At 44.2% G+C, this 13,052-nt stretch carries 11 protein-coding genes; 8 read left to right on the forward strand and 3 right to left on the reverse strand.

What is annotated here, in order from left to right:
- Positions 1-64 precede the first annotated feature (64 nt).
- Positions 65-1,276 (reverse strand): pyridoxal phosphate-dependent aminotransferase, encoded by a 1,212-nt coding sequence (locus B4J50_RS08400; protein WP_024822972.1) that lies wholly within the window; start codon positions 1,274-1,276, stop codon positions 65-67.
- Positions 1,277-1,441: 165 nt separating this feature from the next.
- Between B4J50_RS08400 and B4J50_RS08405 the strand changes: the two genes are divergently transcribed.
- The 5 genes from B4J50_RS08405 to B4J50_RS08425 all read left to right on the forward strand — a co-directional run bounded on the left by B4J50_RS08405 (position 1,442) and on the right by B4J50_RS08425 (position 6,554).
- Positions 1,442-2,656: a 2,3-bisphosphoglycerate-independent phosphoglycerate mutase gene (locus tag B4J50_RS08405; RefSeq protein WP_024822971.1), complete on the forward strand. Its 1,215-nt coding sequence runs from the start codon at positions 1,442-1,444 to the stop codon at positions 2,654-2,656.
- Between the two features lie 27 nt (positions 2,657-2,683).
- Entirely contained in the window at positions 2,684-3,697 is a 1,014-nt protein-coding gene (locus B4J50_RS08410) for a 3'-5' exoribonuclease YhaM family protein (RefSeq protein WP_024822970.1), read from the forward strand.
- Positions 3,698-3,703: 6 nt separating this feature from the next.
- The gene (locus B4J50_RS08415) at positions 3,704-4,651 is read left to right on the forward strand and encodes an RluA family pseudouridine synthase (RefSeq protein WP_024822969.1); all 948 of its coding nucleotides are present in this window, start codon (positions 3,704-3,706) and stop codon (positions 4,649-4,651) included.
- 167 nt (positions 4,652-4,818) lie between these two features.
- Positions 4,819-5,016, forward strand: a complete 198-nt coding sequence (locus B4J50_RS08420; RefSeq protein ID WP_156923404.1) for a hypothetical protein — start codon at positions 4,819-4,821, stop codon at positions 5,014-5,016.
- Between the two features lie 257 nt (positions 5,017-5,273).
- Positions 5,274-6,554, forward strand: coding sequence for a Glu/Leu/Phe/Val family dehydrogenase (locus tag B4J50_RS08425; RefSeq protein ID WP_024822968.1), 1,281 nt, complete (start codon positions 5,274-5,276; stop codon positions 6,552-6,554).
- A 179-nt stretch (positions 6,555-6,733) separates the two neighbouring features.
- Here the strand turns inward: B4J50_RS08425 and asnS are convergent, their stop codons facing one another.
- A complete protein-coding gene (gene asnS, locus B4J50_RS08430) occupies positions 6,734-8,038 on the reverse strand; it encodes an asparagine--tRNA ligase (protein WP_024822967.1) in 1,305 nt (434 codons plus the stop codon).
- An 86-nt stretch (positions 8,039-8,124) separates the two neighbouring features.
- On the opposite strand from asnS, the gene B4J50_RS08435 reads away from it, so the two are divergent.
- The 3 genes from B4J50_RS08435 to B4J50_RS08445 are packed head-to-tail and all read left to right on the forward strand — an operon-like array spanning position 8,125 to position 12,060.
- Complete coding sequence (locus B4J50_RS08435) at positions 8,125-9,522, forward strand: hypothetical protein (RefSeq protein WP_024822966.1); 1,398 nt, start codon at positions 8,125-8,127, stop codon at positions 9,520-9,522.
- A 37-nt stretch (positions 9,523-9,559) separates the two neighbouring features.
- The gene (locus B4J50_RS08440; RefSeq protein ID WP_286846410.1) at positions 9,560-11,038 is read left to right on the forward strand and encodes an AMP-binding protein; all 1,479 of its coding nucleotides are present in this window, start codon (positions 9,560-9,562) and stop codon (positions 11,036-11,038) included.
- Between the two features lie 5 nt (positions 11,039-11,043).
- Positions 11,044-12,060, forward strand: a complete 1,017-nt coding sequence (locus B4J50_RS08445) for a bifunctional heptose 7-phosphate kinase/heptose 1-phosphate adenyltransferase (protein ID WP_286846409.1) — start codon at positions 11,044-11,046, stop codon at positions 12,058-12,060.
- On the opposite strand, the gene B4J50_RS08450 is transcribed toward B4J50_RS08445, so the two are convergent.
- Positions 12,038-12,889 (reverse strand): HAD family hydrolase, encoded by an 852-nt coding sequence (locus B4J50_RS08450; protein WP_286954076.1) that lies wholly within the window; start codon positions 12,887-12,889, stop codon positions 12,038-12,040. The genes B4J50_RS08445 and B4J50_RS08450 overlap by 23 nt on opposite strands.
- Between the last annotated feature and the right edge of the window lie 163 nt (positions 12,890-13,052).

The raw sequence follows: 13,052 nt of genomic DNA on the forward strand, positions 1-13,052 counted from the left end.
GGCCCTTCCCGGAATACTATCCGAAAAGGGCCTTTATATTTTTTAAGATACCGTTTTTTATCTCTTATTTAGCTGCTATTGATTCTATTTTGCCAGGATATGCCTCAAGGGCACCTTTCAAAATGTTCATAGCTTTTACAATATCTTCATTATTTAATACGTAAGCGAGGCGGGCTTCATTCTTGCCAAGCCCGGGAGTAGCATAAAATCCTTCTCCCGGTGCTGCCATCATAGTTTCCCCGTTGATGTCGTAGTTTTGTAACATCCAGATAACGAATTTTTCAGCGTCGTCCACTGGCATTTTTACCATGACATAAAAGGCCCCTTTTGGCTGTTCGCATACTACGCCGGGCATTTCTTTTAGAGCTTTATATAGCGTATCTCGCCTCGTTTGATACTCTTTGTTCACGTCTTCCAGATAAGAGACAGGGGTACTGTAAAGGGCGGTAGCACCTACTTGCTCAAGGGTTGGGACACAGAGTCTCCCCTGACAAAGCTTTAATATTTCCTTCATAAGATCAAGGTTTTTCGAAGCGATGCATCCAATGCGAGCTCCGCATGCACTATAGCGTTTCGATACAGAATCGACGATAATAACCCTGTCTTCTATTTCTGGGAGATTGCCAAAACTGGTATATTTAAGGCCATCATAAACAAACTCCCTGTAGACCTCGTCAGCTATGATAAACAAGTTGTGTTTCTTGGCCAGCTCAGCTAGCATTTTCATCTCATCGAGAGTATAGATAGTTCCTGTAGGGTTCCCAGGATTTGAGATGAGAATACAACGTGTTCGAGGAGAGATAAGAGGCTCTATCTTCTCTCGTGGCGGGAGGTGAAATCCTTCCTCGGCTTTGGTGGTAATAGGTACCACATTGACACTTACGCATTGTGAAAAGGCATTGTAGTTGGCGTAGAAAGGTTCAGGAATCAGAATTTCGTCGCCAGGATCGCACGTAGCCATAATAGAGAACATAATGGCTTCACTGCCCCCGTTAGTGACAAGAATATGATCCCGATCGAAATGAATATTGAAATTTTCATAGTATTTTCTCATAGCGTCGCGAAGTTCGTTGCTCCCTTGAGAGGTAGAATAGGCAATAACTTCTTGAGCGAAATTTTTAATCGCAGAGAGGAAAGAGGGAGGAGTTTTTATATCGGGTTGGCCTATGTTGAGGTGATACACCTTTTTGCCCTTGGTCTTTGCTTCATCAGCGTACGGAATCAATCTTCTGATAGGAGAAGATTGCATGGAAGTGATTCTTTTGGAAAACTTCATATAACAACGTCCCCCTTATGCGTATATTATGAAGCAAAATATCTTTTTGAATCATAACATAAGAGCCTGGAAACGTTAATGCTTTATCAAACATTAGGATAATATATTATTGCAAGAAAAATTTGAAATATATATAAATAAGCCCGATCTCATGGAGGTGTTAGCGTGGTGTCCCGTGCAGAACTGCTTCAATCGTTGGCAACAGAGAATGAAAAGAAAATTCTTTTGCTCGTCATGGATGGTCTTGGGGGTCTTCCAGGAGAAGAGGGATCGACAGAATTGGAAGAGGCTGTTACTCCTCTTATGAACCGTTTAGCGGCTGAAAGTGAAATGGGACTTCTTTCTATGGTAGATGTTGGAATTACGCCAGGAAGTGGTCCAGGCCATTTGGCTCTTTTTGGGTATGATCCTCTTACGTGGTCAATTGGACGGGGAATTCTCGAAGCTCTTGGTGTTGGAGCTCATGTAGGTGCTGGAGATGTTTGTGCCAGGGGGAATTTTTGTACAGTGGATCATGAAAAAAATATTATTGTGGATCGTAGAGCTGGCCGCATTCCCACGGAAAAAAGCGAGGAAATTATAAAAAAACTTCAGCAGGCTATTCATTCTATTGACGATGTGAAAGTAACGTTCTATCCGGGCAAAGAACATCGTTTTGTAGTTGTTTTTTCAGGTGAAGGCTTGTCTGAAGCTGTCCATGATGCAGATCCTCAAAAAGATGGTCACCCTATGCGCTGGGCCGTAGCTCAAAATGAAGAGGCAAAGAAAACAGAGAGAATTATCAATGGTTTTATTCGCCGTGTTTGGGAAGTATTAAAATCGGAGACTCCTGCTAATGGGTGCCTCCTAAGAGGTTTTTCCTCTGCGCCTCATCTCCCCTCTCTTTCTGAACTATACAAGATAAAACCAATAGCATTGGCCACATACCCCATGTATCGAGGTTTGGCTCGTCTTGTAGGCATGGATATTGGAGAGCCAGGAGAAACAATGGAAGAGCTTTTCCATTCTGTTGGCAGATACTGGTCAGAATATAATTTTTTCTATGTCCATGTGAAGTACACAGATAGTAGAGGAGAGGATGGTAACTTTGGTGAAAAGGTGAAGGTGATAGAGGAGGTAGACAGACTTCTTCCTAAAATCCTCGACTTGAAACCTGATGTATTAGCAATTACAGGTGACCATAGCACGCCATCGCGCCTCGCCGGCCATTCATGGCATGATGTTCCCGTTTTGCTTTGGAGCCCTTATGCCCGTCGAAGTGGAGCGTTGTTCTTTGGTGAGCGGAGCTGCGCCTCTGGAACTCTGGGGCGTTTGCCGGGAGAAAAACTTATGGGATTATTGTTAGCTCACAGCTTGAAATTAGAAAAATATGGAGCTTGATTGAGTTTCAGGATAGGAGGAGTTTGTGTGGCGGAAGTTGAATATCTTAAAACAGGAGCTGTTCGAAAGCTGCCTCGGGAGAGTAAATTTTATTGTCTTGGTGTCGTCAATAAAATAATATCGAAAAGAGACCGTAATGGAAAAACCTATTGGGAGCTATCCATTATGGATGAGGAAGGTGCCCTTGAGGGTAAAATCTGGGGGAATGCCCAATGGTGGGATCGACGTGTAGAACCTCAACAATCGATAGATCCCCTGACATGGGAACTGACCACCGATTTGGCTGGACACAGCATAGGTCTTTTAGGTCAAGTTGTGGAATTTCGAGGCCAGTCTCAATATAATTTTAACGCGGTTTTTTATGTGGACCAAGAGCGATATAAGCCCCACTCTTTTGTGCAGCGTTCTCCTTTCGAAGAAGAAGATATGGAGAAAGACTTTCGTGGGATGATAGAAACATGTACCTCTCCTATAAAAGATTTTTTAAACTTTGTTTTTAAGGGGGAGTTCTGGGAATGCTTCAAAGTTTGGCCTGCTGCTGTTTCTCACCATCACGCATATGTTTCTGGTTTGCTGGAACATACACTTGGAGTAGCTCGATTGGCTTGTTCCATGGCAGAGGCTAGCTCTCATTCTGGGTACGAAGTAAACCGAGATATTGTTATTGGCGGAGCGTTATTGCATGATATAGGGAAGTTAGATTCTTATAAACTCTCTCCAGCCCCCGAAATGACAGTTGAGGGAACTGTTATCGATCACATAGTTTTGGGATATAACCGGTTAGCTCGTCTTTTTGAAGAGTACAACCTTGATCAGCGGTATGCTTCGGCATTAGGGCATATTGTAGTGAGCCATCATGGAAGTAAGGAATTCGGTTCTCCCGTTGTCCCAGCTACTCCTGAGGCCATGATTGTTTCAGCGGCAGATGAGTTGGACTTTAAGCTGTATTGTTGGAGAGACGCTGTAGACCAGATTGATGATGGTAAAGAGATATCTGAGTGGAGCTATTCTGCTCAGCGCCGATTTTGGAAATGGGAGTAATAGCGCATGTCCTGCTCTTTTAAGGTTTCAGTTCATCAAGCGGGTCGAAGGCTCGATAAGGTTATTCGATCCCTTTGGCCTCGTCTTCCCTTGGGAGCCATGATGAAGGGGATACGAAAGGGCCTTGTACGGGTGGATGGCAAGAAAGTAGATTGCTCTTTCCACCTTGAAGAGGGGCAAACTGTTATTGTTCCTTGGGAGCCAGCAGAAAATATTCCTGCTCCAGCCCTTTCCCCTGTTTATGGAAAAGAACTCGAGATAGTGTATCAAGATGCCATGCTCATGGCTATTAACAAACCTGCTGGGTTATTAGTGCAACCAGATTGCCAAGGAGGGGACAGTGTAATTACTCGAGTATGGAATATTGTGGGGGAAAAAGCTGATTTTCGCCCTGCTGCTATCCATCGTATCGACAGAAACACATCTGGTTTAGTGATCATTGCTCTGCATGGACAGGCTCTTCGAGAGCTTCAGCGAGCGTTGAGGGATGACGATATAGCAAAATTTTATTTAGTAGCTGTTCGGGGAAAAACCCCTCATGAAGGAACTATAGACGCGCCATTGTTAAAAGATAGAGAGCATAATATTGTAACTGTCAATCCAGAGGGACAATCGGCCCTTACTCGTTATGTAAAAATCGCAGGGGATCAGGACTATTCTTTGCTTCAGGTAGAACTTATAACGGGACGATCTCACCAAATCAGAGTCCATCTGGCTTCTATCGGTCATCCTATAGTTGGAGATGTGAAATATGGCGATGATGCGGTTAATGGAGAATGGCATCATCGTATTGGTCTTAATCACCCGTTGCTTCATGCGTGGAAAGTGCAGTTTAAACACGTATCCTCACCTCTGAAAGATCGGGAGGGGAAAATTTTTGTAGCCCCACCCGATGAACTTTTTTCTAAATTCCTTGAGAAGAGGGGTTGGCAGATATACCTTAAGGGGGTATAATGCTTTTAAGATAGAGGGAGTGGAGGTGTAGAGGCATGAGAGATTTAAAAATCGCCATATCTGATAAAGCATTTGAACGTTTGTCGAAGATGAGTGAAGCTTTCTTAATTGAAAGAAACGTAGGTGGTGGTTGAGCTGCTGTTCGTGCCGTTCTCGTAGAGAGTGGTATGCCGCCAGCGGCTCAGGGATATACTTCCTATGATGTAAAGGGAGTAAAGTTATGGATTCCAGATTTCATGGAGTTCCAGAACGATGAGGTAAAAATAGAATTGAGAGGCTTCCTTTGGGCGTCGAACCTTGTTGTGGAATCAGCTCTCATCGGACATTCACGATCTAGTAGTTGTGGAAGTTGTCATTGCCATTAGGAAAATGAAGCTTTGAAAGAGGAAGAGGGTTAACCCTCTTCCTCTTTTTTATGTATAAAGAGCACAACATACAGTATAAAGTATTCCTTTTTCTGAATTATCGAGTTAATTCTGGGTATAAAGTACTATTTAACAAAATTGACGGTCTATTGTTGGGTGGTATGTAAAATTCGTGATATTATTGTAAATAAAGAGTTCTTAATGACGTTGGTTTGAATAATGGCGTGAACCGTTAGCTTGTAGGAGGTGTTTGTTTGATGTCCGTGGTTAAGCGTACGTCCTCTAATGTGCTCCTTGATACGGCCCTGAAAAACTTCTATGGTGCTGCCGAAGAGATGGGCCTCGAAGATGGGCTTGTTGAAATTCTGAGCCACTCTGAGCGTAAGGTTGCAGTCTCCATTCCTGTAGAAATGGATGATGGAACTATCAAGGTATTTGAAGGCTATCGCGTGCAACATTCTACGGCTGTTGGGCCAGCGAAGGGTGGAGTTCGATTCCATCCGGAAGTCTGCTTGGACGAGTGTGAAGCTCTTGCTATGATGATGACATGGAAATGTTCCCTCGCAGGTATTCCTTACGGCGGAGGGAAAGGTGGCGTTTGCTGTGATCCCCTCGAAATGTCGAAGAAGGAAAAAGAACGTGTAGCGAGAACCTATGCAGCTCGTATGGAGCCCTTCCTTGATGCCTGGACTGACGTTCCTGCTCCAGACGTGAATACAGGAGCTCCTGAGATGATTTGGTTCATGGACACCATCAGTAAAATGAGAGGCCGCTTAGAACCTGCTATTTTTACGGGTAAACCAGTGGGTCTCTGGGGATCGAAAGGTCGCACGGCAGCAACGGGATATGGTGTTGCTACGTGTGCTCTTGAGCTTTTCAAGGCTTTGAAGAAGGATGTAAAAGGCGCGACTTTCGCTATCCAGGGCTTTGGTAACGTTGGAACCTATGCCGCAAAGACTCTTCAGGATGCTGGCGGAAAAGTAGTTGGTATCAGCGATATTACAGGAACATATTATTGCAAAGACGGTATAGATATTGATAAGGCCATGCATCATGTGCAGAATGTCCATCCCAAGAAACTTCTTGAAGGCTATGAGCAGCCAGGCCTTGAGAAGATGGGACTTACTGACATCCTTTTCCTCGATGTAGATCTCTTTATTCCTGCAGCTCTTGAAGGCGTAATCAACGATAAAAACGCTGACAAAGTTAAGGCGCGATATATTGTTGAAGCTGCTAATGGTCCCTTAACTCCTGGTGCTGATGCTATCCTCGATGAGAAGGGCGTTTTGATTGTTCCAGATTTTCTTGCTAACTCAGGCGGAGTTATAGGCTCATACTTCGAGTGGGCTCAGAACCTCGGTGGATTCTTCTGGTCCATAGAAGAGTATAACGAACGTTTGATCCGAATCATGAAAGAGAATTTCAAAAAAGTTTGGGGTTACTCTGAGGAAAAGAACGTTAAAATGCGCCGGGCAGCCTTTATGGCAGCCATTCAGCGTGTAGCAGATGCTGCTCGCATGAGAGGAGTTTTTCTGTAAGTTTCTTGTAAGTTTGTCTTATTGTGCTGTGATTGGAAAGAGCGGGGCGAAAGAAGTTTGTCCCGCTCTTTAAATTAAAAAGTATTAGTTATACACGATAATTTCTTTCCCTTTATCCCCATCTAGATGGTTACCAACTATAAAATCCCTGAAGATCTCAGCGGTAACCACATAGCGTTTTAAGGTTTTATTCTGTAGATGGTCCGTGGCCAGGGGATGGCTTCCCGAATATGATCAAGGCCGCAGATCCATGCCACGACCCTTTCAATTCCCATGCCAAATCCACTGTGAACGAAGGTTCCGAATTTGCGCAGATCAAGATACCAATCGTAAGATTCCTCAGACAGTCCCTCTTCGTGAATGCGACCAAGGAGGCGATGGAGGTCATCTTCTCGCTGAGATCCTCCAATAATTTCTCCATATCCTTCTGGTGCCAGAAGATCATCGCATAAAACGAGATCAGGATTTTCCGGGTGTTCCTTCATATAGAAAGCTTTTACCTTTTTAGGGTAACATTCCACAAAAATTGGTTTATCAAATTGCTGGGTGAGTATTGTTTCATCTTCATTCCCGAAGTCATCTCCGTAGGGAGTTTGGCTCCCTAGTTCGTGAAGTATTTCCATAGCCTTGTCGTAAGTTATTCTATAAAAAGGAGCTTTTATCCGTTCTAATTTTGAAATATCTCGTTCTAAACTCTCCAATTCTTGACGACAATTGTCCAAAACTTGTTCCACTATATATGAAACAAGTTTTTCCTGAAGTTCAATATTCTTATTGTGGTCGTAAAAAGCTACTTCTGGTTCTAACATCCAGAATTCGGTGAGATGTCGTCGGGTTTTAGATTTCTCTGCTCTGAATGTAGGGCCAAAGCAGTAAACTTTGCCGAAAGCTGCTGCTGCGGCTTCTGCGTAGAGTTGCCCTGTCTGTGCCAGATATGCCTTTGTCTCTTCAAAATAGTCCATTTCGAAGAGACCTGCAGCACCTTCTCCTATGGACCCTGTGAGAATTGGACTGTCGATGAGCATAAACCCTTCTTTATGCAGATATTCTCTCGCTGACCATATAACACGTTCTCGAATTCGCATGATTGCTTGTTGCCGGCTACTGCGAAGCCAAAGATGACGATGATCGAGTAAGAAATCGATCCCATGGTCTTTTTTCCCCAACGGGTACTCTTCTTCTGGATTTTGTATGGTCCGAAGGCCAGTAATGGTTAGCTCTACTCCTGATGGGGCCCGTGTGTCCAGTCTTACTGTCCCCTCAACTTTCACTGAAGCTTCCAGCCAGAGTCGTTTCCCTTCTTCGAAATCATCTTCAGATACCTCATTTTTTACCATAACGCCTTGTACCGTTCCAGTTCCGTCACGGAGTTGAAGAAAATGAATTTTCCCAGAGCTTCGTTTGTTGTACATCCATCCTTTTACTGTGACGGTTTGCCCCTCGTAAAGAGAGAGATCTTTAATGTAGATCCATGGTGCGGACATCTCGACCAACCTCCGTCTTATCATGTATATTACGATCGATATATATGATACACTAAGTTTCATATCTATAAAAAGGGGCGTTTTAGTTGGATATCCCTCGGCTTATACTTGCTGATGAACGAAGAAAAGGGGAGGTTCCGCCTGTTGCTTTAGTTATGAGCGCCATGAAACAGCTAAGATACCCTCTCCGGCTGTTTTGTGCAGGAGTTGATGAGAAACTCGTTTTACTGTTACAGCGTATATGCGGGCAGTCAGTAACAGTGCTAGATCCCTTCCTTTGCGGCAGCCAAAAGAATTTAAAGTCTCTTTTTCAGCAATCTGCTGATAGCAGTGCTCTGAATATAATTATTGCTCCTCTTGGAGAGAGAAGCAAGGAAGATATGATCACCGTCTCTCCTTTAACTATTGAAGTAGGAAGAGCCCTTGGATGTGGAATCGTTCCTATAGTATATGGGGATACAGCTGCAACATTAACGGCTAGAACTGTAGAAAACCTTGTATCTCAATGTGATGGAGTTGCCGGTGGCCCAGCCTCTGTTCTGGCAATGTTGTATATGTCGGTCTTTAATCCAAGAGAATATCAGCTTCTTGAAATCGAACAAGGGCGCAGAACACCTTTGATTAGTCTGGGGTATATCCCTGCATACTTGCAACGTCAATGGGCTTCTCTTTTTGAACTTTCGCTCCCTGAAAGAGGCTCGCGGTTCATATTAGCTTTGAGGGCAGCAGCTGCGCAACTTGTGGGGTTGGTCGATCAGGTAGATTGGGCTTCTATTGCGGCCCTTGCAACGTTGGATTTGCGGTGGAGTTGTCCTCAAGATCTTAATGTACGACAACTATCTCATTTCACAGTGGCAGTATATGATCATCCAGCTTTTAGTCTTGCAGGCGATAATGCAGAGCAACTTTTTTCCTATCTTGGTTGTGACGTAGTAAGAACTTCTTCTTTTGTTTCTTTATCCACTCACGAAATAGATGCCATGTATATCCCCCACGGCATAGGTTTCTTAGCCGCCGATGTTTTGATAGGGGATCACGAGACGCAGGGACAAGTGAAAAATCTTTTTCTTTCTCGCAAACCCATTATGGTGAATGGGGGCTCGACGCCGTTATTGGGACAGGCTTTCTCTCTTCCTGGTGGTCGATCCTACGAAGGTTTAGGGCTTTTTAACTATGACGGAATCTTTACTCTTCCAGATATCTTGGAAGAAGGGGGGCCGGAGTCTTTACAGATCCAATCTTTTACCAAGGGCCTCTTTTTAGATCGGGGAGAGAAGGCTCGGGGATACAGGGTTCCCTATGCCCGTCTTCTCTTTAAAAGCTCTACGGAAAGGGGTTTGTGGGGGTGTGTCCACCCAGATTCTTTGCAAGAGATAGATCAAGCTGGTTGGGAACTGGGGTATGGCGTAGCTTCTCATGTTGTCTTAGAGCTTTGGAGTTGCGCAGAATCTGTTTCTAATTGGCTTACGTTGCGAAAAAGATAAAATAAAAGTTTCGATCGTATTAGGGGGCAGTTACTAAATGGGGAAAAGACTTGACGAAGTGGTCAGTGACCTTTACCAAAAAGATCCTGAAAGAGAGTATCTTTGGTGGAATGGCGAATGGTGGAGCCGAGCGCGATTCAATACTACTGTAAATAAATTGGAAAAAGTGCTTAGTGAAGCCGGTTTTGAAGGAGGACAGAGGCTAGTAACAATGTTGCCTAACAGTCCGTTGCTCCTCGCTCTTTCTGTAGCATGTTGGCGTCTGAGCGGAACTATTGTCCCTTTAAATTTACAGGCAGGCCCACATTCGCTTGTCCGTAGTATTCGACATGCTGATCCCTTCGTTATCCTAGTGCCTGATAGCGTCCCTTTCGACGAGGAATCCTTGGGATCAATGGGGATACCAGTGGTAAAAGGGGATCTCAATGGAAATATTCCATCGTTTCACGGAGAAAAACGCACCTCTTCTCGTCTCGATGTTGCGGTTATGTTTTATACTTCAGGAACAACGGGCCTTCCCAAGGCAGTTCCTCTTTCTGGTACGAATATATATAGCAATGTTGAAGCAGCGGCAAAACATTTCTCGGCTTTTAAGCCGGAGGAGTGCATAATACTTAATGCGTTACCAAATTTCCATACACTTGGTTACTCAACCAGTGGGCTTTTGCCCCTCCTTACGGGAGCAAGACAAGTAGTTCTTCCCCATTTTATGCCACCAGATCGCACTCTCCAAACCATCAATGCGACAGGGGTTAATTTTATTATTGCCGTTCCGGCTATGATCTCTCTTCTTGTAGCTGCGGCTGCCAAGGGGAATGTGCCGGCTCCTAAAACAATTACTACGATAGTGAGTGGTGGAGACCGTTTCCCTATGGCTCTGGATAATCGTGTACGTGCCATTTTCGGAGTAGAGGTGATGGAGGGATACGGTTTAACGGAGTGTTCTCCAGTAGTGGCAGTAAATCCTGATAGAGCGCGACGAAAAATAGGAACAGTAGGAACTTTGTTGCCAGGTTTCGAATATGAGATCCGTGATGAGAGTGGGAAAGTCTTGCCTTCAGATAAGGAAGGGGTTTTATGGCTCAGGGGTCCTTCTGTTGCCCAGGAATATTTTAATGATCCAGAGAATACAGCGCAAAAATTTAAAGATGGCTGGTTTGATACTGGAGATGTGGTTCGGATAGATTCAGAGGGGTATATCTCTATTGTGGATCGAGTGAGTGATATTATTATTGTAGGTGGGTTCAATGTATACCCCCAAGAGGTAGAAGAGGTTCTTAACAGCTATCCTGGAATTAAAGAGTCAGCTGTTGTGGGGGTTCCTCACTCTATGAGCGGGCAAATAGTAAAAGCTTTTGTAATACGAAGCAATCCGAAGGTAACTTCGAAGGAACTCTATGCTTATTGTAAAGCCCAGCTTGCTCACTATAAGACCCCGCGGATATTTGAGTTTGTGGAAGATTTCCCTCGTAACAGTATAGGTAAAGTTTTGCGCAGGAAGTTGAGAGAAGGGTAGCCATAGTGGAAACTTTTGTTTTTTTGTCTCGACTTTTTGGTGATGTCCATGTGGTGGTGGTGGGAGACGCTGTACTTGATCACTATGTTTGGGGAGGAGCCTCACGCCTTTCCCCTGAAGCCCCTGTTCCTGTAGTAGTGGTGGGACGCGATGAATATCGTGCAGGTGGAGCTGCTAATGTGGCGACAAATATAGTGGCTTTAGGAGGAAGAGCGTCTCTCCTATGTCCCATTGGCAACGATAGTGCAGGTGAAATATTAACGAATGTAGTGAAAGAGAAAGGTGTTTACTTTGAATCTCCGTTAGTGAGGGCTCAAGCTCCCACTATTGTAAAGACAAGAGTATTGGCTTTGAATCAGCAGGTAGTCCGGATCGATAGAGAGAAAAAAATCTCTCTTAGTATGGAAGAGGAACAAGCGTTTTTAGATGCTTTGGAGAACCTCACCGCATCCCCATCAGTTATAGTTCTCTCAGATTATGCAAAAGGTACTATTACATCTTCTCTCGCCCAGGGAATTATTCTATGGGGGAAAGCTCATAACGTTCCGGTTATTGCCGATCCCAAACCGCCTCACTATCATCGTTTTTATGATGCGACTCTTATTACTCCCAATGTGGCGGAGGCAGGGAGGCTTCTGGGTCGGGATCTCTATGATCAGGAAGAGGTGGAGGCTGGAGCCTTGGAGCTTTGTCAAAGTCTTAATTTATCAGGTATTCTCATTACTCAAGGAAGCGATGGAATGACCTACGCCAATGCCCAGAAATGTTTTCATCTGCCTGCCTTATCTATGGAAGTTTATGACGTTTCAGGAGCAGGGGATACGGTTGTGGCAGCTTTGTCTCTAGCTCTGGGTGGAACACTCCCCATAGAGGAGGCTTGCCGTTTCGCAAATATGGCAGCAGGCGTGGCAGTACAGAAAAGGGGTACCTCCATTGTTTCCTTGGAGGAAGTTCTTACCGGCTGTTATGCAACAGATATGGAAGCGATGGCTTCCAGACTTAAAGGATCATTTTATTTTTAAGGAAAGAGAGAGCCTCGGAGAGAAAATTAAACTGCATGCTCCAGTGGGGCAATAGGGCCCCAATGGCAATAAATTGCCCCTTCCCAAATTGTAATAGGGCTTGACGGTCGCTCTCTGTATCGCCAAAGAAGATGGGGTTATTTGCCTCGAAAAGCGTACATAGGCGAGCAATTCCCTGAGGGGAAGGTTTGGTTATGCCTGATTCGGGAGTAATAATTTGTTCTTCTGGAAGGTCTTCCCAACCGAGCAATTGCAGTGCCAATTTCATCTCTCCCTTGCTCCTTCCTGTATAAATACCTACAGGCAGGGAGAGATCACTCCAGTGCATAGAGATCTGTGGTTTTTCCTCTCGCCAGTATCCTTTACCGGATGTTATGAAAAGAGGAGATTCGCCCATAATAGATCCTATTTTCTCTGCACCATAATAAAGTTCTTCACATATTCGTCGAACCACGAGACGAGAAATTCTGTCACCTACGTTTTTTTTCACCCATTCTTCTATATCCATTCCTTGAGATGTTTCTAAAAGCTTTTTCCACTCTTTTAAAGAAGGAGCTGAACGGAGTAGGCTTTCGGTTTCTTGGGCCAGGGTTGCACATAAAAAAGACCAGGCTATATCATAATCGTCGTTAAAGGGGGGAAACACTTTCGTCGCATAAAAATGGTCTAATGTGAATCCAGGTGCGTCAACGTGATGATCTAAAACATATTTCCATACCCATCGAATGGCTTCCGCGACAACGAGAGGATAGGACATGCTTGTATCGATGAGAACGCCGTCTACATCAAAAATAAGAAGGTCTGTTTTAAGATTCAGAGAAGATGCCATGGAAAGATACCCCTTTTGTTTGTAATAATTAGGCAAATAATAAATCATTCAGGTGTGAATTTTTTTGTATCTATTCTCAGCCTTGAAGTATAAAAAAGATTTTAAAAGTTCTTTTCTTCGATCATAATAATACCTGAAGGATGTCTTTTTGTAAGGGCAAAAA

It is taken from the genome of Aminobacterium sp. UBA4908, from assembly GCF_002398115.1.
GTDB lineage: Bacteria > Synergistota > Synergistia > Synergistales > Aminobacteriaceae > Aminobacterium > Aminobacterium mobile.